General features: G+C 38.6%; 24 protein-coding genes and 1 other annotated feature (1 of these 25 only partly in view). All 24 genes read left to right on the top strand.

Going from position 1 to position 22,492, the window contains the following annotated elements; translation table 11 throughout:
- Window positions 1-51 precede the first annotated feature (51 nt).
- Window positions 52-1,971: a stage V sporulation protein D gene (locus tag ACWM35_RS02260; protein ID WP_454815065.1), complete on the top strand. Its 1,920-nt coding sequence runs from the start codon at window positions 52-54 to the stop codon at window positions 1,969-1,971.
- Window positions 1,972-2,104: 133 nt separating this feature from the next.
- Window positions 2,105-3,565 (top strand): UDP-N-acetylmuramoyl-L-alanyl-D-glutamate--2,6-diaminopimelate ligase, encoded by a 1,461-nt coding sequence (locus ACWM35_RS02255; RefSeq protein WP_454815063.1) that lies wholly within the window; start codon window positions 2,105-2,107, stop codon window positions 3,563-3,565.
- A 2-nt stretch (window positions 3,566-3,567) separates the two neighbouring features.
- Window positions 3,568-4,011, top strand: coding sequence for a hypothetical protein (locus tag ACWM35_RS02250; RefSeq protein WP_454815061.1), 444 nt, complete (start codon window positions 3,568-3,570; stop codon window positions 4,009-4,011).
- 1 nt (window position 4,012) lies between these two features.
- A complete protein-coding gene (gene mraY / locus ACWM35_RS02245; RefSeq protein WP_454815059.1) occupies window positions 4,013-4,987 on the top strand; it encodes a phospho-N-acetylmuramoyl-pentapeptide-transferase in 975 nt (324 codons plus the stop codon).
- Entirely contained in the window at window positions 4,988-6,340 is a 1,353-nt protein-coding gene (murD, locus tag ACWM35_RS02240; RefSeq protein WP_454815057.1) for a UDP-N-acetylmuramoyl-L-alanine--D-glutamate ligase, read from the top strand.
- Between the two features lie 69 nt (window positions 6,341-6,409).
- Window positions 6,410-7,510, top strand: a complete 1,101-nt coding sequence (gene spoVE / locus ACWM35_RS02235) for a stage V sporulation protein E (RefSeq protein WP_454815055.1) — start codon at window positions 6,410-6,412, stop codon at window positions 7,508-7,510.
- A 156-nt stretch (window positions 7,511-7,666) separates the two neighbouring features.
- The gene (murG, locus tag ACWM35_RS02230; protein WP_454815053.1) at window positions 7,667-8,770 is read left to right on the top strand and encodes an undecaprenyldiphospho-muramoylpentapeptide beta-N-acetylglucosaminyltransferase; all 1,104 of its coding nucleotides are present in this window, start codon (window positions 7,667-7,669) and stop codon (window positions 8,768-8,770) included.
- A gap of 61 nt (window positions 8,771-8,831) precedes the next feature.
- The gene (gene murB / locus ACWM35_RS02225) at window positions 8,832-9,740 is read left to right on the top strand and encodes a UDP-N-acetylmuramate dehydrogenase (protein WP_454815051.1); all 909 of its coding nucleotides are present in this window, start codon (window positions 8,832-8,834) and stop codon (window positions 9,738-9,740) included.
- 190 nt (window positions 9,741-9,930) lie between these two features.
- Complete coding sequence (locus tag ACWM35_RS02220; protein ID WP_454815049.1) at window positions 9,931-10,725, top strand: cell division protein FtsQ/DivIB; 795 nt, start codon at window positions 9,931-9,933, stop codon at window positions 10,723-10,725.
- Window positions 10,706-11,413, top strand: coding sequence for a DUF881 domain-containing protein (locus tag ACWM35_RS02215; protein ID WP_454815814.1), 708 nt, complete (start codon window positions 10,706-10,708; stop codon window positions 11,411-11,413). Before ACWM35_RS02220 ends, ACWM35_RS02215 begins: the two co-directional genes overlap by 20 nt.
- Before the next feature lie 51 nt (window positions 11,414-11,464).
- The gene (locus tag ACWM35_RS02210) at window positions 11,465-12,202 is read left to right on the top strand and encodes a DUF881 domain-containing protein (RefSeq protein WP_454815047.1); all 738 of its coding nucleotides are present in this window, start codon (window positions 11,465-11,467) and stop codon (window positions 12,200-12,202) included.
- The gene (locus tag ACWM35_RS02205) at window positions 12,202-12,564 is read left to right on the top strand and encodes a small basic family protein (protein ID WP_454815045.1); all 363 of its coding nucleotides are present in this window, start codon (window positions 12,202-12,204) and stop codon (window positions 12,562-12,564) included. The genes ACWM35_RS02210 and ACWM35_RS02205 overlap by 1 nt, the downstream gene beginning before the upstream one ends.
- A 126-nt stretch (window positions 12,565-12,690) precedes the next feature.
- On the top strand, window positions 12,691-13,974 hold the full coding sequence (gene ftsA / locus ACWM35_RS02200) for a cell division protein FtsA (RefSeq protein ID WP_454815043.1): 1,284 nt from the start codon (window positions 12,691-12,693) through the stop codon (window positions 13,972-13,974).
- A 39-nt stretch (window positions 13,975-14,013) separates the two neighbouring features.
- Entirely contained in the window at window positions 14,014-15,147 is a 1,134-nt protein-coding gene (gene ftsZ / locus ACWM35_RS02195; protein WP_454815041.1) for a cell division protein FtsZ, read from the top strand.
- A 507-nt stretch (window positions 15,148-15,654) separates the two neighbouring features.
- Window positions 15,655-16,593 (top strand): sigma-E processing peptidase SpoIIGA, encoded by a 939-nt coding sequence (spoIIGA, locus tag ACWM35_RS02190; RefSeq protein ID WP_454815040.1) that lies wholly within the window; start codon window positions 15,655-15,657, stop codon window positions 16,591-16,593.
- Window positions 16,594-16,637: 44 nt separating this feature from the next.
- A complete protein-coding gene (gene sigE, locus ACWM35_RS02185; protein ID WP_454815038.1) occupies window positions 16,638-17,357 on the top strand; it encodes an RNA polymerase sporulation sigma factor SigE in 720 nt (239 codons plus the stop codon).
- 162 nt (window positions 17,358-17,519) lie between these two features.
- The gene (gene sigG, locus ACWM35_RS02180) at window positions 17,520-18,299 is read left to right on the top strand and encodes an RNA polymerase sporulation sigma factor SigG (protein WP_454815036.1); all 780 of its coding nucleotides are present in this window, start codon (window positions 17,520-17,522) and stop codon (window positions 18,297-18,299) included.
- A 96-nt stretch (window positions 18,300-18,395) separates the two neighbouring features.
- Window positions 18,396-18,665, top strand: coding sequence for a YlmC/YmxH family sporulation protein (locus ACWM35_RS02175; RefSeq protein WP_454815034.1), 270 nt, complete (start codon window positions 18,396-18,398; stop codon window positions 18,663-18,665).
- Window positions 18,666-18,734: 69 nt separating this feature from the next.
- A complete protein-coding gene (gene pgeF, locus ACWM35_RS02170; protein WP_454815032.1) occupies window positions 18,735-19,559 on the top strand; it encodes a peptidoglycan editing factor PgeF in 825 nt (274 codons plus the stop codon).
- Window positions 19,556-20,233, top strand: coding sequence for a YggS family pyridoxal phosphate-dependent enzyme (locus tag ACWM35_RS02165; RefSeq protein ID WP_454815030.1), 678 nt, complete (start codon window positions 19,556-19,558; stop codon window positions 20,231-20,233). Before pgeF ends, ACWM35_RS02165 begins: the two co-directional genes overlap by 4 nt.
- 14 nt (window positions 20,234-20,247) lie before the next feature.
- A complete protein-coding gene (locus ACWM35_RS02160) occupies window positions 20,248-20,688 on the top strand; it encodes a cell division protein SepF (protein WP_454815028.1) in 441 nt (146 codons plus the stop codon).
- Between the two features lie 5 nt (window positions 20,689-20,693).
- Window positions 20,694-20,957 (top strand): YggT family protein, encoded by a 264-nt coding sequence (locus ACWM35_RS02155; RefSeq protein WP_454815026.1) that lies wholly within the window; start codon window positions 20,694-20,696, stop codon window positions 20,955-20,957.
- Window positions 20,958-20,997: 40 nt separating this feature from the next.
- A complete protein-coding gene (locus ACWM35_RS02150; protein WP_454815024.1) occupies window positions 20,998-21,771 on the top strand; it encodes a YlmH family RNA-binding protein in 774 nt (257 codons plus the stop codon).
- Window positions 21,772-21,859: 88 nt separating this feature from the next.
- Complete coding sequence (locus tag ACWM35_RS02145) at window positions 21,860-22,375, top strand: DivIVA domain-containing protein (RefSeq protein ID WP_454815022.1); 516 nt, start codon at window positions 21,860-21,862, stop codon at window positions 22,373-22,375.
- Window positions 22,376-22,426: 51 nt separating this feature from the next.
- Window positions 22,427-22,492 (top strand) — a binding site (T-box leader) (it continues 179 nt past the right edge of the window).

Raw genomic sequence — 22,492 nt, 5'->3', positions numbered from 1 at the left:
GGTACAAGCATATAAATGAACGACCAGTAATGAAGGAGGCTCGTTCATTTTATGCGTGTTTCAAATGTAACTGTCCGTAAACGGTTAATGATTGCTATGTTCGCAGGTATTCTCATCTTTTTAATTATTGATGTACGACTTGGTTATGTTCAGTTTTTTCTGGGTGATATGTTAACAGGTAAAGCGAAGGATTCATGGAGCCGGGATATACCTTTTGAGCCTAAACGTGGTGAGATCGTTGATCGCAATGGTGTTGCGCTTGCGACCAATATTAGTGCTCCAACAGTATATGTGGTGCCTAGACAAGTAAAAGAGCCAGCTGTAACAGCTGAAAAACTTTCCTCTGTTTTGGGGATGACGAAAGAAAAGGCCTATCAACAAATTACGCAAAAGAAAAGTATTGTCCGAATAAATGAGGGTAGAAAAATTTCTCATGAAAAGGCTAAGGAAATTCGAGCCCTTGGGCTCGAAGGAGTCTATATTGGTGGAGATTCTAAACGTCATTATCCATATGGAAGCTATTTATCCCATGTTCTTGGTTTTACGGGCATTGATAATCAAGGTTTAATGGGACTGGAACAATATTATGATAAAGAGTTGAGCGGCGACCGCGGCTCCGTTAAGTTTTATGCCAATGCCAAGGGAGAAAGAATGAACGATATGGCAGATGATTATGAGGAACCGATTGATGGTCTCGATCTTAAACTAACCATTGATACGAAAATTCAAACCATTGTCGAAAGAGAGCTGGATATTGCCGAAGCAACCTATAATCCTGATGGGATTATTGCAATCGCCATGAATCCCAATAATGGTGAAATTTTAGCAATGTCAAGCCGTCCAACCTTTGATCCAGCTAATTTCCGAAATGTCCCACAGGAAGTGTATAACCGTAATCTTCCCGTTTGGTCTACGTATGAGCCAGGGTCGACTTTTAAAATAATCACCTTAGCTGCAGCGTTGGAAGAAGGAAAGGTTGACTTAGAAAAGGATCATTTTCATGATCCGGGTTCGGTCGAAGTAGGAGGGGCTAGATTAAAATGTTGGAAAAGAGGCGGACATGGCAGTCAATCCTTTCTTGAAGTTGTCCAAAACTCCTGTAACCCTGGATTCGTCGAATTAGGACAAAGATTAGGAAAAGATACACTATTTAAATATGTTAAAGATTTTGGTTTCGGCCAAAAGACCGGGATTGATTTAGCAGGAGAAGGGACGGGAATCTTGTTCAATTTAGATCGTGTTGGACCAGTGGAGTTAGCTACAACCGCATTCGGGCAGGGAGTGTCGGTGACCCCAATCCAACAGGTTGCCGCTGTGGCTGCTGCTGTAAATGGGGGGATCTTATATAAGCCATTTATTGCAAAAGAACTAATCGATCCCTTAACAAAAGAAATTGTGATGCGGAATACCCCTGTTGAAAAAAGGAGAGTAGTTTCTGAGGAGACATCCAAAGAAATCCGCCATGCTCTTGAAAGTGTCGTTGCTCAAGGTACAGGCGGTAAGGCGTTTGTTGATTCATATCGTGTTGGCGGCAAAACAGGTACGGCACAAAAAGCACAAGGCGGCAGATATCTTGAAAATAACTTTATTGTTTCCTTTATAGGCTTTGCTCCAGCTGATGATCCGCAAATCGTTGTCTATGTAGCGGTTGATAATCCAAAAGGAGCACTTGCCTTTGGGGGACTCGTTACGGCTCCTATCGTGGGTAGTATTATGAAGGATGGCTTAACGGCTATGGGAGTCGAACCAAGAAAAGATCAAATAGAAAAAGAATTAAAATGGCCTGACACTCCGCTAATAACTCTCCCTGATTTAACGGGATTAACCAAAATTGAAATTACGGAGCAGTTATTAAATCTTAAAATTGATCCTAGCGGTGAAGGGAATGTTGTCGTGAGGCAATCACCGGAACCTGGTACAAAAGTAAAAGAAGGATCTACGATAAGACTTTATTTTGATAAAGAAGAATAAATATAGGATATTATAGGCGGCCGGAAAATTTTCCGCCGCCTGTTTTTTCGAATGATAAATAGCAATATAGAATGTTTTGCTGTAAAATAAGGTGAATTATGTGTATGTGAACGTATTGAGAGGATTTGAGACAATGAAACTACAGGATTTACTAGATCATTTGCATCTGCTCGTTCCTTATCAAGGAATTAATCCAGAAATTACATCCATTGAAAATGACAATCGTAAGGTGCAAAAGGGAAGTTTATTTATTTGTATTAAAGGATATACGGTTGATGGGCATGACTTTGCAGAATCAGCGGTAAAAATGGGAGCAGCAGCCGTCGTTGCTGAGCGACCACTTGCACTTGCAGTGCCTGTTATCGTCGTTAACGATACAACTAGGGCAATGGCTGTTCTTGCAGATGCTTTTTATCAGCAGCCAAGCAAAAAATTTCATTTAATCGGTATTACCGGAACAAACGGAAAGACCACAACTAGTCATATTATTGAGAAGATATTTTCCGATATTAATCACCGTACAGGTTTAATTGGAACGATGTATACGAAAATCGGGGAGCAAATAATTGAAACGAAAAACACTACCCCAGAAAGCTTAGTCCTTCAAAAAGGTTTTCAGCAAATGGTTGAGGCTAAAGTGGACACAGTTATTATGGAAGTTTCTTCGCATGCCTTACATATGGGAAGGGTTCACGGCTGTGACTATGATGTGGCGGTATTTACGAACCTCACCCAAGACCATCTTGATTATCATAAAACAATGGAAGAGTATCAGCATGCCAAAAGTCTATTATTTTCTCAACTAGGAAATACATTCAATAACGATAAACCAAAATTCGCTATTTTGAATACGGATGACGCTGCCTCGGAAATGTTTCATAAAGCAACAGCAGCCCATGTCGTGACATATGGAATTGACAAGGAGGCAGATTTCCGGGCTAAGAATATTCGGATGACAGCTTCAGGTACTGACTTTGAGTTGATTTTTAAAGAAGAAAAATATCCCATACATCTACAATTGCTAGGTAAGTTCAGTGTTTATAATGTATTAGCCAGTATTGCAGCAGCGTTTGTTTCCAACATACCGTTGAAAGACATTATTACATCGATTGAGAGCATTAAAGGGGTTTCTGGACGATTCGAGCTTGTGGATGGGGGGCAGGATTTCACTGTTATCGTTGATTATGCCCATACACCTGACAGCCTCGAAAATGTATTAAAAACCATTCAGCATTTCGCTGAGAAAAGGGTTTTTGTCATTGTTGGCTGTGGCGGCGATCGAGATCGGACGAAGCGTCCGTTAATGGCGGAGATTGCTTGCAGACTTGCCACTGACCCAATCTTTACATCTGATAATCCTAGAAGTGAAGATCCTATAGCCATCTTAAAGGATATGGAAGCAGGTGTTCAGGGGAATACCTATAAGACAATACCAGATAGAAAAGAAGCGATCACAGCTGCAATCGAGCAGGCTTCTCCGGGTGATGTTGTTTTGATCGCGGGTAAAGGCCACGAAACTTATCAAATCATCGGAAGCAATGTATATGATTTTGATGATCGAGTGGTTGCTTTGGAAGCAATTAAGGGGAGATAGGAATGTATTTAGCGTTTAATGATTTAGTTGAAATGTTTGAAAAATTCAAAGGTGTGCAAGAAGCCGATCACTGGTACTATACTGTAACAGACAGTGCCAAAATGCCGCAGCCAAGGGGATTATTCCTGCCTATTAGTGATGATTCAGGGGACCTTTTAGAGGCGATTGCCAACGGAGCGATAGCAGCTGTATGGGATAGTAAGAAACAGGTTCCACATTATACACCAAATCACTTTCCTGTTTTTTATACGGATGAACCTGTGGCTGCCCTTCGACATGTACTAAAAATGCTATTAGAAAAACTAGATGGAGAAATAGAAGAGAAAATGATTAAGACAAATTTCGTAATTTTAAATAAAGAACTTCTCAAAGAAAATAAACAAACATATGATATTGCTGTAATGCTCGAAAAAATAGCTGAACGTAAATCTGAGAGGGGGGAATAAAATGCTGGAGCAAGTTATTTTTTTCACAATCCTGATGGGCTTTCTTATTACTGTCCTTCTATCTCCTATATTTATTCCCTTCTTGAGAAGGTTGAAATTTGGACAAAGCATTCGAGAGGAAGGACCAAAATCGCATCAAGTGAAAACGGGGACTCCAACGATGGGCGGCATTATGATTTTGTTCTCCATCATTATTACAACTCTTATCATGACAGGTAAGTTTTCGGAGCCAACGGTTAAAACCTATTTATTATTACTTGTAACAATCGGTTTTGGTTTACTGGGCTTTTTAGATGACTTTATCAAAGTGGCTTTAAAGCGTAATTTAGGTTTAACCTCAAAGCAAAAACTTTTAGGTCAAATCATCATATCCGTTATTTTTTATCTCGTTTATAAACAAAATGGATTTCCTACTGAAATCAGTCTCCCGATTAGCGGATACTCGATTGATTTAGGATGGTTCTTTGTAATTTTTATTGTTTTTTGGCAAGTAGGTTTTTCGAATGCTGTTAACCTCACTGATGGTCTTGATGGATTATTGTCTGGTACAGCGGCCATTGCATTTGGTGCTTATGCGGTTCTTGCCTGGAATCAATCACAAGTGGAAGTTGCGATCTTTTCAGTGGCTGTTGTAGGAGCTGTATTAGGATTCCTAGTTTTTAACGCTCATCCTGCAAAGGTATTTATGGGTGATACAGGGTCACTTGCACTCGGTGGGGCTATTGCCACCATTGCGATCTTAACGAAGCTTGAGTTATTGCTGGTTATTATCGGTGGAGTATTTGTGATTGAAACGTTGTCCGTTATTTTGCAGGTTATCTCGTTTAAAACAACAGGAAAGAGAATCTTCAGGATGAGTCCTCTCCACCACCATTATGAGTTGATAGGCTGGTCAGAGTGGAGAGTTGTTGTTACGTTTTGGAGTGTAGGGTTAATCTTAGCGATACTAGGTATCTATATTGAGGTGTGGTTATAATTGAAGCAGATTAATACGTATCTTCATAAAAAAATATTAGTACTCGGCTTGGCTAAAAGCGGGGTAACGGCTGCTGCTCTTTTACATAAGCTGGGAGCATTTGTTACAGTAAACGATAAAAAACCTTTATCAGAAAATCCTGAGGCACAAGGGCTCTTAGAGCAAGGAATTAAAGTGATTTGTGGTGAGCATCCTGTCGAACTGCTGGATGAAGGCTTTGAATTGATTGTCAAAAATCCGGGAATTCCCTATCAGAATCCAATCATCGAAGGTGCGATTGAAAAAGGAATCCCAGTTTTAACTGAGGTTGAGCTGGCATATCAAATCTCAGAAGCTCCTTTCATCGGTATTACTGGAACAAATGGAAAAACCACGACAACAACGCTTGTTTATGAAATGTTGAATGAAGGACATAAAAATCCACTCATTGCAGGTAATATTGGAACGGTTGCATCAGGCGTCGCTCAGGAAGCAACGGAAGAAAATCAAATTGTCATTGAGTTATCCTCTTTTCAATTAATGGGGATTGATACTTTTAAACCGAAGATTGCCATTATCACTAACCTTTATGATGCTCATTTAGATTATCATGGGACTCGAATGGAGTATGTCAAGGCGAAAGCAAATATTGCAAAAAACCAGACCAAGGCCGATTATCTCATTGTAAACGCCGATCAAGAGGAGGTCTTAGAGATTGCTCGTCAATCGAAGGCTTCAATCATCCCTTTTTCAACCAAGAAGGTACTGGATAAAGGTGCATACATTAAGGATGGCTGGATTAGTTTCAATGGTGAAAATGTGATGTTGGTCAAGGATATCGCCTTGCCAGGTGTCCATAACCTTGAAAATATTCTATCGGCAATGGCAGCTGCAAAGTTAACTGGGGTCGATAATGAAGCGATAATCCAGGTGCTTAAGACTTTCACTGGGGTAAAACACCGATTACAATACGTTGCTGAATTGGACGGAAGAAAATTCTATAATGATTCAAAAGCAACCAATACCTTAGCAACGATGAATGCATTGAAGGCATTTCAGGCACCTATTATTCTTCTAGCGGGTGGACTTGATCGTGGTAATGAATTCGATGAATTGATACCATATTTGAAACAGGTAAAAGCGTTGATTACCTTTGGTCAGACCGCAGCAAAAATTGAACGAGTTGGCAGAGATGCGGGAATAAAACGGATACTTCGAGTCGATAATGTGGAAAAAGCCGTGCCTGCTGCTTATGATTATTCCGAAGCAGGCGATGTAATCTTGTTATCTCCTGCATGTGCCAGCTGGGACCAATATAAAACTTTTGAGGTCAGGGGAGACATTTTTATCAAAGCGGTGCATAAGCTTAATTAAGGGCTTGTCCACTTAGAGTTGTTTTAAAAACTCGGCATAGCCCAAATCTTGTTACCCGAGGTGTGTGTGGTGCCGACTAAGAGAACGACTCCTGACTTTATTTTATTAATTGTAACATTTACGCTACTGGCAGTTGGACTAATCATGGTATACAGTGCTAGCGCTGTATGGGCAGAATATAAATTTGAGGACTCTTTCTTTTTTGCCAAGAGGCAAACTTTGTTTGCTGGTGTCGGAATTGCTGCCATGTTCTTTATTATGAATGTTAACTATTGGACATGGAGAACTTGGTCAAAAATGATATTAATTGTCTGTTTCATATTGTTATTACTCGTTCTCATCCCAGGGATAGGAAATGTTAGAAATGGATCACGAAGCTGGATCGGAGTTGGAGCTTTTTCTATCCAGCCATCCGAATTTATGAAGCTAGCGATGATTGCTTTTTTAGCAAAGTTCCTTTCTGAACGCCAGAAATTGATTACATCGTTCCGAAAAGGACTTGTCCCATCATTAGGTCTTGTGTTTATTGCATTTGCGTTAATTATGCTTCAGCCGGACTTAGGTACGGGAACCGTTATGATAGGAACCTGTGTTGTCATGATTTTCATTGCAGGGGCAAAGGTGGGACATTTTGCATTACTAGGGTTATTAGGTTTAGCTGGTTTTGTTGGTCTGATTGCTTCAGCCCCTTATAGGATGAAAAGGATAACTTCGTTTCTTGATCCATGGGAGGATCCTCTGGGAAGTGGATTTCAAATGATTCAATCACTATATGCGATTGGACCGGGTGGTTTGTTTGGTCTAGGTCTTGGTGAAAGCAGACAAAAGTTTTTTTACTTACCTGAACCACAAACGGATTTTATATTTGCAATCCTTTCAGAGGAACTTGGATTTATTGGCGGTTCGTTCATCATTCTGTTATTTGCTCTGTTACTATGGCGAGGAATCCGAATTGCTCTTGGAGCACCGGATTTATATGGGAGCTTTCTCGCAGTTGGAATTATCTCCATGGTTGCGATACAAGTAATGATAAATATCGGCGTTGTAACAGGATTAATGCCTGTAACCGGGATTACATTGCCGTTCTTAAGCTATGGCGGTTCATCCTTAACTCTTATGTTAATGGCAATTGGCGTTTTATTAAACATCAGCCGCTATGCCAGATATTAAAACACCCTGTTTTAAGACAGGGTTCTTTTTATTTTAATGTTTTATTAATTTACAATTAGATAACATTCTATTTTCAATTACTATCTTGCGCAGATTTTATAGTAAGATAAGATGAGAATTTAGATAAGCCAAATTTTTATTGAGGTGGAACCTACCATGAGAATAGTAGTAAGTGGTGGCGGGACAGGTGGACATATTTATCCTGCTCTTGCATTAATACGGGAAATTCAAAAAGAGACAAAGGATGCAGAATTCTTATACATAGGTACGAAGAACGGTTTAGAAAGCACGATAGTTCCAAGGGAGAATATCCCTTTTAAATCAATCCATATTACTGGGTTTAAAAGAAAACTATCTTTGGATAATATTAAAACGGTTCTGAGATTTTTAAAGGGCGTTAGGGATAGCAAAAAAATGCTCAAAGAATTCCGGCCAGACATTGTGATTGGAACTGGTGGGTATGTTTGTGGCCCGGTCGTCTATGCAGCTTCAAAAATGGGTGTCCCTACAATCATACATGAACAAAATAGTGTTCCAGGGTTAACAAATAAATTTTTAAGCCGATATGTAAATAAGATAGCTGTATGTTTTGATGAGGCGAAAGACTACTTTCCTGAGAATAAAGTAGTCTTTACAGGCAACCCTCGTGCTTCTGAAGTTATCGGCAAGGATGGAATTCAGGGACGGTTGTCGGCAGGATTAAGCACGACGATGCCGGCTGTATTAATATTTGGCGGGAGCCGCGGAGCAAGGCCAATTAACGATGCCGTTGTGAAGGCACTTTCGGAATTGGGGGAAAAACCCTACCAAGTTCTTTACATTACTGGTGATGTCCATTTTGAAGATGTAAAAAATGAAGTGGAGTTAGTGGGAAACCCCAAAAATGTGATTATAAAACCATTTATTCATAATATGCCGGAAGTGCTCTCAGGAATGGATTTAGTTGTTTCTAGAGCTGGAGCTTCTACACTTGCAGAGATTACTTCACTTGGAATACCAAGTATCCTTGTACCAAGTCCATATGTAACGAATAATCATCAAGAAAAGAATGCAAGATCACTTAGTGATCATGGTGCAGCAGAATTACTATTAGAAAAGGATCTTAACAATAAAAGTCTTGTTCAGCATATTGACAGGATATTATTAAATGAAGACATTCGCGATGAGATGCAAATAAAAGCAAAAAAATTAGGGGTTCCGGATTCTGCAAACAGGCTTTTTGAACTGATGAAACAGCTTGTAAACGGGAGACAAAAGTAGCCCAAAAGATTTTTTAGCATACACTGATATTACACGTTTGTTTAAAGATAGGGTGATAGGAATGAACGGATTATTAACGGAATTACAAAATTTAAATATTGGAAAAGTAAAAAGTAATGAACCACTTTCCCAGCATACAACGATGAAAATTGGCGGACCTGCTGATTTGTTAATTGAACCTTCTTCAATAGAAAACATAAACAAAGTCATGAATGTAATTAAGGAGAAGCAGCTGCCTTGGAGAGCGATAGGCAGAGGATCCAATCTTCTTGTCTCTGATAAAGGGATAGAGGGGATTGTAATCAAATTAGCTAATGGATTAGGTCACTTAATCATGAATGGTTCGACGATTATCGCAGGCGGTGGTCATTCCTTAGTCAGCTTATCAACGATGATATCGAAAAAGGGTCTATCCGGTTTGGAATTTGCCAGCGGTATCCCTGGTTCTGTTGGTGGAGCGGTATATATGAACGCTGGTGCACATGGGTCTGATATCAGCAAAATTTTAACAAGAGCACATATCTTATTCGAGGATGGAACGATGGAGTGGCTTTCGAATGACCAAATGGAGTTCACCTATAGAACGTCTGTACTGCAAAAGAAGCGTCCCGGAATCGTTCTGGAAGCTGAATTTAAGCTTATTGAAGGAGATCGCGCAGCAATAGTGGCACAGATGCAGAAAAATAAGGATTATCGAAAAGAAACACAGCCATGGAATTTTCCATGCGCAGGCAGTATTTTTCGAAATCCACTGCCACAATATGCAGGTAAGCTAATTGAAGAAGCAGGTTTAAAAGGCTATCAAATTGGCGGTGCAAAAATATCAGAGATGCATGGGAATTTTATCGTAAATGCAGGTAATGCAACTGCGAATGATGTTTTAGCATTAATTCAGCATGTAAAGGATACAATCGACCAATTATTTGGTGTGAAAATGGAAACGGAAGTAGAAATAATTGGACGAAAATAGAAAATAAAATGATCGGCTAATGACAAATTTTGTGATATAATATCTCATTATAAATATAGGAAAAATCTAAGAAAATGATGACGGCATGATTTTTCGTGCCGTTGTTTTAGGTTTTAGGAAACTCATGATTTGCTCTTTTTGAGGTTTTCTTTCAGACATGCTGGGCATGTTTCTTAATGGAGGGAAGTGTATGGATAAAGGTAAGATTGTTGCTCTTGAGGATCGCATCCCAAAGCTAAAAGAGCAACGGCGGCGAAAAGCGAATAAAAGGCTTATTTTACTGCTTTTCTTATTTTTTACAATGATTGCCGTAGTTGCTTATGTACAATCGCCATTAAGTCATGTTAAAAAGATAACAATTAAGGGTAATGAGATGCTATCAACCGATGAAATAATTAGTGAAACAGGGATAAAGAAAGAAGAAACAAACATTTGGAGCATCAAGAAAAAGGAAATAACGAAAGAACTGCAAGGGTTAAGTGAAATAAATAAAGCAGAAGTAATGATGCAATGGCCAAACTCAATTATTATTAACATTCAAGAGCGAAAAAAAGTAGCATATGTGGAAAACGAAAATTCCTATTTTCCAGTTATGGAGAATGGAAAAGTTTTAAAGGATAGGCAATTAACTGAAATCCCCGTAAATGCACCGATTTTATTTAAATTTAACGAAGGGGCTATCCTTAATGAAATGATCGCAGAATTAGACAAACTGCCCGATGAAATTCTAAATTCCATTTCCGAAATCCATTATTCCCCGAAAAAAACGGACGACTACCATATTTCCTTATTTATGAATGATGGTTTTGAGGTTAGTGCAACGATGAGGAGTTTTTCTGATAAGATGGTTCACTATCCTTCCATCATTAGCCAATTAGATCCTAGCCAAAAAGGAATTATCGATTTAGAAGTAGGTTCGTTTTTTAAGGCCTATGAAACGGAAGTGGAGGAGTCAGAGGGTGAAAATGATAAAGGTGAAGGGTAAGCATGTAATTCTATCCCTTGTTTGCCTTGTTCTAGGGTATATGATTGCATTCTCCTATCATTTTACCCAAAAGGAAATGAATGAAGAGCGCTCCAATTTGTCAGGGAAACAATGGGAGAAAACCCTTGATTTAAGAAACCAGCTTAATGAACAAAAGGAACTCAATCGTAAATTAGAAAAAGAACTTCACGAGAAGCAAGCAAAGGTTCTCGAAAACGAAAAGGATCTTTCAAAAGAGGCGCAGGTTTATTTAAATCTTGCCGAAGATGCAGAGAAATTCAGAATGTTTCTAGGGAAGGTAAAGGTAAAGGGGAAAGGCGTTACTGTAAACCTTGCAGACGGTGCCTATGATCCAACAGAGAAGAATATTAATAATTACCTTGTCCACGAATACCATGTATTTAAAGTAATTAATGAATTGTACATTTCAGGGGCGGCCGCAATTGCCATCAATGGGCAGAGATTAACTAGCCACTCCTATATTATTTGTAATGGGCCTGTTATTACCGTTGACGGTATTCAACATCCAGCACCATTTGAAATTACCGCAATTGGGGATCCTGAGGTTTTATCTTCTGCTCTGAATCTAACAGGAGGAGTAAAGGATCAGCTCGTAAATGATAATATTGTCGTTTCAATAGAAAAAAAGAATGACATTATTTTCAATCCCATACTAGGAAACTCATAAGAAAACAATCCGTGTCCACGTTAATTATTTTTAAAAGGTTAGGTGAAAAAAGTGGACAAGCATAGAAAAAACATTCGATTTACTTTAATATCTATCCTCATCGGCTTTATGATTGCGATCCAATATCAGACCATGCAAAAACCAGAAGAGCGGGATACACGTGATAATTGGCAGCTTAGAGAAGCGTTATTAATTGAAAAAGAATTACAATCCAATTTATTAAGTGAAATGGGTTCGATTGAAGAAAAATTATTGGCATATGAATCCAAGCAAAAACAAAGCAAAGAACAGGCTTTGCGGGATACTCTACAAGAATTAAAAATGGAAGCTGGTTTGACAGAAGTGAATGCTCCAGGCATCATTTTGAAAATCGAACCGATTCTTGAGGAAATTCAACTTGGTGCTCCAATTTCTTCAAGTGTTTCGCCGGATCTTTTAAAAAGATTATTGAATGAATTGAACATGTATGAAGCAAAATACGTAGCCATTGATGGGCAGAGAATTATTAATACAACGGTAATAAGAGATATTAATAACGAAACTAAAATAGATGGACATTCATTAACCAGCCTGCCTATTGAAGTAAAGGTAGCTGTTGATAATACTGTCATTGCTGAAAAGCTGTACAATCGGATGAAAGCTTCTAAGGCTGCAGAGGAATTCTTCATTGATAACCTTAAGTTAACCGTTTCTGAACCAGTGTCAGAACTTAAAATTCCTGCTTATGAACATCCGATAAGGGTTCGCTATTTAGAGTCGATGAAAGTGAATGAAGGAGGCAGTTCATAATGTGGCTTCCGGTACTAGGGTTGATTGTGGGTGTAATCCTCGGTTTACTGACAGATATAAAAATACCTGAAGAATATTCTAATTACTTGTCGATTGCTGTATTAGCAGCACTAGATACTTTATTTGGGGGAATAAGGGCACACTTGCAAAATATATATGATGAAAAAGTATTTGTTTCTGGTTTCTTTTTTAATATATTACTAGCTGCAAGTTTAGCTTTTCTAGGCGTACATCTTGGTGTAGACTTGTATTTAGCAGCAGTTTTTGCCTTTGGTGTACGCTTATTTCAAAATATTGCTGTCATTCGACGGATTTTATTGACAAAATGGTCAAATTCAAAAGAAAAATTAGAAAAAAATTGATTTTTTTAAAGGGAATCATTTAGTTGTGACGAATATTTTTATAGAATATAAGGTGTTAATTCATTTATTACTATTTTATAAAAAGTTGTTGTTCGACTGAAGGAATGCTAAAGGAGGTGCCAAAGAATGAACAGCAATGAAATATATGTAAGTCTTGACATCGGTACATCCAGTGTAAAAGTTATCATTGGTGAAATGGTCAATGACTCGTTAAATATTATTGGTGTGGGCAATGTAAAGTCTGAAGGACTAAGAAAGGGTTCAATCATTGATATAAACGATACCGTTCATTCTATTAAAAAGGCGATTGAAGAAGCTGAAAGAATGATTGGAATGGAGATTCGACAAGTGATTGTCGGAATTACGGGGAATCACGTGATGCTACAGCCTTGTAGAGGAGTAGTAGCTGTATCAAGTCAAAATCGTGAGATTACGAATGAAGACGTTACTCGAGTGATGGAAGCAGCACAAGTGATGTCTATCCCTCCAGATCGTGAAATTATTGGAGTGGTTCCTAAACAATATATTCTTGATGGTAAGGATGAAATTCATGACCCGCGCGGAATGATAGGTGTCCGCTTAGAAATGGACGGGGTTCTCATTACCGGTTCAAAATCCATTATTATTAATACATTGCGATGTGTTGAACGTGCTGGACTTGATATACTTGACATTGTATTACAGCCGCTTGCAGCTGGTGAATATGCATTGTCAAAGGATGAAAAAAATCTTGGAGTAGCTTTGATAGATCTTGGTGGTGGTTCGACAACCATTGCCGTTTTTGAACAAGGTTTCTTGGCTGCAACAAGTGTTATTCCTGTTGGTGGAGATCATATTACTAAGGACCTATCAATTGGACTTCGTACTTCAACAGAAGATGCAGAAAAGATCAAAATAAAATATGGACATGCTTTTTATGATGATGCTTCAGAAGATGAAGTGTTCAGTGTTCCGATTATCGGCAGTGATCAACATCAACAATTCAATCAATTGGAAGTTTCTGATATTATTGAAGCAAGATTAGAAGAAATCTTTGATTTGGTCGTTAACGAGATGAAGCGTTTAGGTTATAGTGATTTACCAGGCGGATATGTTTTAACCGGTGGAATTGCAAATATGCAGGGTGTGCTCGAACTAGCCCAGGTAATTTTGCAAAATAGAGTCCGCAATGCCGTACCTGACTATATTGGAGTAAGAGAACCTCAATATACAACAGCTGTTGGTTTAATAAAATATGCATATAAGAATGCCAGCTCACCAGGTGGAAACTTTGTAGCCGCAGCGCCTGTGTCTGAACCAATCGAAAAGAGAAGTCCAAAACAACAACAGCCAAAAGCAAAAGCAGAAAAACATCCGGAAGATAAGATGTCATCAAAAGTAAAAAAATTCCTTGGTCTCTTTTTCGAGTAGAATACGAAAAGGAATATCGACGAATTAGGAGGATTTGTCATGTTAGAGTTTGATACAAATTTAGATTCTCTTGCTACAATAAAAGTTATTGGTGTTGGCGGCGGCGGAAATAACGCGGTAAATCGTATGATTGAACACGGTGTTCAAGGTGTAGAATTTATTGCGGTTAATACCGATGCCCAAGCATTAAACCTTTCAAAAGCAGAAGTAAAAATGCAAATTGGTGCAAAGCTAACTCGAGGACTTGGTGCAGGAGCTAACCCAGAAGTTGGAAAGAAAGCGGCTGAAGAAAGTAAAGAGCAGCTTGAAGATGCATTGCGCGGTGCAGATATGGTGTTTGTAACTGCAGGTATGGGCGGTGGAACAGGAACTGGTGCAGCACCAGTTATTGCGCAGATAGCTCGTGACCTAGGCGCATTAACGGTTGGTGTTGTAACACGTCCATTTACTTTCGAAGGTAGAAAGCGTTCAAATCAAGCTTCTGGTGGAATTGGAGCAATGAAAGAGGCGGTAGATACACTAATTGTCATTCCAAATGACCGACTTCTTGAAATTGTTGATAAAAGTACGCCAATGCTTGAGGCATTCCGTGAAGCAGATAATGTTCTCCGTCAAGGTGTCCAAGGTATTTCAGACTTAATCGCCACTCCAGGTCTGATTAACTTAGACTTTGCTGATGTTAAGACGATTATGTCTAATAAAGGATCTGCATTAATGGGAATTGGGGTTGCAGCAGGTGAAAACCGGGCAACAGAAGCAGCAAAGAAAGCCATTAATTCACCATTACTAGAAACTTCTATTGATGGGGCACAAGGCGTTTTAATGAACATTACTGGTGGAAGCAATTTAAGCTTGTATGAAGTTCAAGAAGCTGCTGATATTGTAGCTACAGCGACTGATCAAGAAGTGAATATGATTTTCGGTTCCGTTATTAACGAGAATCTTAAAGATGAAATTATCGTTACTGTCATCGCGACAGGATTTAATGAAGAGGCAATTCAACCAAAATCGACTCGTCCAGCATTTGGACAAGCCAAACCGCAAATCACGCCTGTTAAAAAAGAATCAAAGCGTGAAGAGATTCAGCACGAACCAGTTCGTAGCAACAGCGGATCTCAAGAGGATGCACTAGACATCCCAACATTCCTACGCAACCGTAACCGCAGACGTTAATAAAAAAATTTAAAGACATGATCCAAAATGGATCATGTCTTTCTTTTTTACTTCATAAGAAAGTGTAAAACTCGACTTTGAGAATTGTCCAGCTCCAGCGCCTAGGGGCTCGGGTCATAAGCTTGTCTAGTTCCGGCTCCTTGGGACTCGAGTCGTAAGCCGCCCACTGAATGAAGGCAAAAAGCGCCTTCTTTCAGTGTTCGTCTTACGCCTGCGTCCCAGGGCAGTCGCCTCCACTTTTCGGTCAATCCGTCAAGAAGGTTAAAAAGCAACCTTCTCGCCGGCTCGTCTTATGCCTATCGCCCCTAGACAAGGCGCTTGCGCTTTTCTTTATCATAAAAACCAATTAGACAAAATACGTTTTTAATAGTGGAAATTTCTGATTTTTTGATTACAGAAAGTGACACACTTCCAACCATTACCTAAGTTATACTTTTTCGTAACCAGAATAATAGATATAAGCATGCAAATATCCATAGGGTCGGAGAAATCAAAGGGGGAGACTGCTTGACCGTATATTTAGATGTAATTTGGGCTCTTAACCTACTATTTGATAGCCTGCTTCTCTATTTATCCTCCATTTTTTTAAAAAGACAAACACCTATTTGGAGGTTAGTTGCTGGAGGTTTTATCGGTTCTCTAATTATATTATTATCGTTTACCCCTTTACATTCTTTCACGAACCATCCAATTACCAAACTATTTTTTTCCGTCGTAATGGTGTTGATCGCATTTGGATATAAACGTCTAACTTTTTTTATAAAAGCATTAATGACGCTTTATGTAACCACGTTTCTTATTGGCGGAGCATTAATAGGTGCACATTATTTTGTTCAATTCGATTCACAGATGTCATCCAAGGTGATGATGGCTAGTATTACAGGGTTTGGTGATCCAATCAGTTGGCTTTTTGTAGTTTTGGGATTTCCAATAGCATGGCATTTCTCGAAAAAGAATATTGAAGGTATGGAGATGACCAAAATTCAGTTTGATCAAATCGTAAATGTCACAGTGAATATAGCTGAGGAAACTCTGACGGTCAAAGGATTAGTAGACAGCGGTAATCAACTTTATGACCCTTTGTCAAAGCTGCCTGTCATGTTTGTTTCAATAAAACACCAAATAGAGCAGATGGCTGAACCTATACAAAAAACGGCAATTGATCCTGATGGGATTATCAACGGGAATCAAGAATTCCCCATCGAATGGCAAAATAGGCTGAGAATTGTACCTTGTCGGGTGGTTGGACAAGAGCATCAACTAATCGTGGCCTTAAAGCCTGATTCCATAAAAATTGTCTCAAATGGAGTCCAATATTTATGCAAGGAGGGACTTGTGTCGTTTACAATACAGCAGCTTTCAGCCGATGATGCCTTTCAATGCATCGTTCATCCGAAAATGCTAACCGGACAAAAACAGAATGCCGACTCAGTGAAAGTAAGTTAATAATACTATACTCTGAAAAATAATTTTTAGAAGGAGGAACATGCATGAAAAAATGGAGACTTCGCTTATCCTATTACTGGTATAAATTATTAATGAAATTAGGGCTTAAAACAGACGAAGTATTTTATATAGGCGGCAGCGAAGCCCTGCCGCCTCCTCTGAGTAAGGATGAAGAAGAAATGCTGTTAAATAAGCTCCCTGGGGGTGATAAGGCAGCAAGATCCATACTAATTGAGCGAAACCTAAGGTTGGTTGTTTACATTGCAAGAAAATTTGAAAATACAGGAATCAACATCGAAGATTTAATTAGTATTGGGACGATTGGATTGATTAAGGCTGTAAATACCTTTAATCCAGAAAAGAAAATTAAACTGGCTACATATGCATCAAGATGTATTGAAAATGAAATTCTCATGTATTTACGTAGAAATAATAAAATAAGATCAGAAGTTTCATTTGATGAACCATTAAATATTGATTGGGATGGTAATGAATTATTATTGTCTGATGTTCTTGGAACAGACGACGATATCATTACGAAGGATCTTGAAGCGAACGTTGATCGGAAGCTGCTGACAAAGGCGCTTCACCAGTTATCAGACAGAGAAAAGCAAATCATGGAGCTTCGCTTCGGCCTCACGAATGGAGAAGAAAAAACACAGAAAGACGTAGCGGATATGCTGGGAATATCTCAATCCTATATCTCTAGATTAGAAAAAAGGATCATCAAAAGACTGCGCAAAGAATTTAATAAGATGGTATAAAAAAATAAATTTTTTTCCTCTTAAAAAATCCAGTAAAATAAATGAGTTAGTCGTATTTTTCGACAATCGAAAGTGATTCCTTCTCGCTGACATGTGCATATTTTTCCTTCTCAAGGAGATACTGTTTTTTGTACAGCAACTCCTATGAGGAGGGAAAAGGGATTGACTCGAAATAAGGTTGAAATTTGCGGCGTAGATACATCAAAACTTCCTGTATTAAAAAATGAAGAAATGAGATTACTCTTCAAGCAAATGCAAGATGGTGACATTACAGCCCGAGAAAAACTCGTCAATGGAAATTTACGACTCGTTCTAAGTGTAATCCAGCGCTTTAATAACCGAGGCGAATTTGTTGATGATTTGTTTCAGGTAGGCTGTATTGGACTTATGAAATCAATCGATAACTTTGATTTAGGTCAAAACGTAAAGTTTTCCACTTATGCCGTACCAATGATTATAGGCGAAATACGTAGGTACCTGCGTGATAATAATCCTATACGCGTTTCGAGGTCCCTAAGAGATATCGCATATAAGGCTCTCCAAGTCAGGGAACGATTAATGAGTGAAACTTCACGGGAACCGACGGCAGAGGAGATTGCAAGGGTATTAGAAGTGCCACATGAAGAAATTGTATTCGCCCTAGACGCCATTCAAGACCCAGTTTCTTTATTTGAGCCGATTTATAATGACGGAGGGGATCCTATTTTCGTCATGGATCAACTTAGTGATGAGCGAAATAAAGATATTCATTGGATTGAAGAGATAGCCTTAAAAGAAGGCATGCGGCGTTTAAATGAACGTGAAAAATTAATTTTAAGAAAGCGATTCTTCCAAGGGAAAACCCAGATGGAAGTAGCAGATGAAATTGGTATATCTCAAGCCCAAGTTTCAAGGCTTGAAAAAGCAGCAATTAAACAAATGAATAAAAATATTCAAAGCTAAAGCTGCCCTTTGGGCAGCTTTATTTTTGTATTTAAAGATAAATTGCTGACGCCAATCATATATTTTAATAGTAAAGATGGCAGGAGTGTGAATGGGATGGTTAAGATTTCTGAATTCCAAATAAAGGATGTTGTAAATGTATCTGATGGTAAAAAGCTTGGAAACATAGGTGATATAGAAATAAACTTAAGCACCGGGAAGATTGAAGCGGTTGTCATATCTGGTAATGGCAAGGTTCTTGGCTTTTTTGGAAGAGATGAGGATATTATTATTCCGTGGAAAAATATAATAAAAATTGGTCAAGATGTAATTCTGGTTAGGTATAAGGGGATGGAGGAAAGAATATCAGAAGAATTGGAAGCTTAATATGTCCCACGTACGGTGACCATTTTCCCTTTTCATGGTAAACTAGAAAAAAACAAAAGAGGATTGTATATGGAACCGTTTGTATTAAACAATCAATCATTTTTTTTGCTTGAAAACTGGATGGAACAGTTCCCTGGACTCGTTGCTGGAATCACTAGCAAAAATGGTGGATCAAGCGTTGGGATGTATGATAATCTAAACCTTGGTTTTCATGTCGGGGATCATCTTGATTCTGTTTGTGCCAATCGATATAAGGTGGCCGATTTGCTCGAATTTCCGCTTTCCCATTGGGTCGGTGCTGAGCAAACTCATGCCATTCAAATTAAGAATGTCACTCGTGATGATCGTGGTAGAGGGGCAGAAGATTATAATAGCTCATTTAAGGAAACCGATGGTTTTTATACCAATGAAGAGGGAATTTTATTAACTCTTGTGTTTGCTGATTGTGTCCCTCTTTTCTTTATTTCTCCTGAGCGTCGGATGATTGGTGCAGCACATGCTGGCTGGAAAGGGACCGTTAACGATATTGCAGGACGAATGATCGATACTTGGACGAATGAAGGAATTGAGCCAAGTCAAATTTTTGTAGCGATAGGACCGTCTATATGTGAAAAATGTTATATTGTTAATGATAATGTCATTAACTTCGTTGAAAATATACTGGATGATGTCGAAAAAAAACCATATAATCTAATAAAAGAGGGTCAATATCAATTAGATTTACGAGAAGTTAATAAATTACTCCTCCTTAAGGCCGGTGTGCCAGAAAAGAACATTCTTATTACGGGTTATTGTTCTAGCTGTAATGATGCTGAGTTTTTTTCACACCGCCGGGACAAAGGGAAAACAGGAAGAATGTTAAGCTTTATAGGCTGGAAGGAGGCCGCTAAATGAAGGTAGCAGATAACCTTGCACAAATACAAAAACAAATAAATGATGCTTGCCTAAAGGGAAATAGGACTCCTGATGATGTAAAGTTGATTGCTGTGACCAAATATGTAAGTACTGAAAGAGCAAATGAGGCACTCGAAGCAGGAATCACGGATTTAGGTGAAAATCGAGATGATGGTTTACTTGCTAAGTCGGAGGTTTTAGGGGACAAGCCTACCTGGCATTTTATTGGCACATTGCAAACCCGCAAAGTTAAAAACATAATAGAAAAAGTCGAATATATTCATTCTTTAGACCGTATTTCACTTGCTGAGGAAATTAATAAAAGAGCTAGTCATAAAGTGAAATGTCTTGTTCAGGTTAATGTATCACAAGAAGAATCAAAGCATGGTCTTAGAGAAGAGCAGGTTATAGAATTTGTTAAAAGCCTTCAGCCATTTGATAATATCATTGTTTCGGGGTTGATGACGATGGCTCCTAATACCGTTGATGAAACTATATTACGTGACTGTTTCCGTAAGTTAAGCAGGCTGCGAGACAATGTCAGAGCATGCCAGCTGGACTATGCCCCGTGTACAGAGCTTTCCATGGGGATGTCGAATGATTTTACCATTGCGATTGAAGAAGGGGCTACAATGGTGAGAATTGGAACGGCCCTTGTCGGTGAAGATGGGTAGGAGGAAAAAAGAAGATGACGATTAAATCAAAATTAAAAACATTTTTCTTTTTAGATGATGACTATGATGAAAATGAAGTTGAAAATGTAAAGGTAGAGCCGGTTAAACCTTTAAAACAACAGCATTCCGTTAAAACACAAAATGTTGTGAGCTTGCAAAGTGTACAAAAATCAGCAAGTAAAGTAATTTTAGTTGAGCCCCGCGTTTATGCAGAGGCTCAAGATATCACCGATCATCTGAAAAACCGACGCTCCGTCGTAGTAAATCTTCAACGTATTGGACGTGAGGAAGGCAGACAAATCGTTGATTTCCTAAGCGGAGCTGTTTATGCCCTAGGTGGTGACATTCAAAAAGTAGGCTCTAGCATTTTTTTATGCACTCCTGATAATGTTGAGATTTCAGGGAATATCTCTGAATTAATCCAAGGACAAGAATATCACGATACGAGGTGGTAGAAGAAATGGATATGATTTTTACTATTTTGATTCAATTAATTGGAATATACAAATGGATGCTCATTATTTATATTTTACTCTCATGGTTCCCAAATATGAGAGAGTCACAAATTGGAGCAATCCTTGGTCGCCTTTGTGAGCCATTTTTAGAGCCTTTTAGGAAGATTATCCCGCCAATTGGAATGATGGACCTCTCACCTCTAGCTGCGTTTTTCGTCTTATCTTTTGCACCGGCTGGTTTACAAGTCATACACCGTTTAATTTCCTAAAAACACCAGGTTTATTCTGTAGACAATTGAGGAGTAAATTATGAACATCTACCAGCATTTCCGGCAGGAAGAGCGGGAGTTTATTGATCAAGTGTTAAGCTGGAAGGACTATGTGGAAACTTCCTATTCGCCAAAATTGACAGATTTTTTAGATCCTCGGGAACAGCATATCGTTAAGACCCTGATTGGAGAAAACGGAGCAGTGCAGCACCAGTTATTTGGAGGCACAGCTGAAAGTGAGCGAAAAAGAGCGCTTCTTGTCCCTGATTATTGGACACCAAATAAAGCAGATTTTCAAATTAATCTGTTTGAAATTGATTATCCGATGAAATTTGTTACGATTGAGCACCCACAAGTGTTAGGTTCACTAATGTCGTTAGGACTGAAACGGGGGAAATTCGGTGACATCCTAATGAGAGATGGGCGTGTTCAATTTTTTATCGCAGCAGAAGTAAATGACTACATGAAAATGAATCTTGAATCAATTGGCCGGGCATCCATTCGTCTAAAAGAAATAGAGTTGGAAAGGGCCATAGAGATGAAGGATTTATGGATTGAACAGGATTTTACTGTGTCTTCATTACGTCTCGATACGGTCATTTCAGGTATTCATCATGTTTCCCGGCAGAAATCGTTAACTTTTATCCAACATGGTCTAGTGAAAGTAAACTGGACTTTATCTGAGAATCCTTCGTTTGAATGTGCTGAAGGTGATTTATTGTCAGTAAGAGGTCATGGCAGAGTGAAAATTTTGTCAGTTGAAGGAAAAACAAAAAAAGATAAATGGCGGATTGTTGTCGGGAGACAAAAATAATTTTTTGTTCTCTTGCAGGAAATTAAGAGAACATTGTCGAATCTTAGCCTATACATATTAATATAGAGAAATTCTTGGAGGTGGCATCATGCCGTTAACGCCGTTAGATATTCACAATAAAGAATTTAATAAAGGATTTCGTGGATATGATGAAGATGAAGTAAATGAATTCCTTGATCAGGTGATAAAGGATTATGAATTAGTTCTACGTGAAAAAAAGGAAATGGAAGAGCGCTTGAATGAAATGAAAGAGCGTCTTGGTCATTTTGTAAATATTGAAGAAACCTTAAATAAATCGATTGTCATTGCACAAGAGGCTGGGGAAGAAGTAAGACGTAATGCCCAAAAGGAAGCCAAGCTTATTATTAAGGAAGCAGAAAAAAATGCTGACCGAATTGTGAATGAGTCGCTGTCTAAAGCTAGAAAGATTGCTCTTGAAATCGAGGATTTAAAGAAACAGTCAAAAGTATTCCGTACACGATTTAAGATGTTAATTGAAGCTCAGCTTGATATGCTGAACACGGATGACTGGGATCATTTATTAGAATATGAAATTGATGCAACCGAATTAAAAATTCATGAGGAAGAGGATTCCTTAGCTTGACGAGAAAGTAATACTTAGCATATAATTTCTTAACAGGTTAGAATAGAATCGACATTGACAATGATGGGGACAGTACAATTTTTAGTGAACTTTTCTTAGCGAGTCGGGGACGGTGTA

The sequence above is a fragment of the Neobacillus sp. K501 genome (assembly GCF_053749995.1).
Note: the sequence above shows the minus strand (reverse complement) of the source record. Positions and strands in the feature narration are given on the sequence as shown.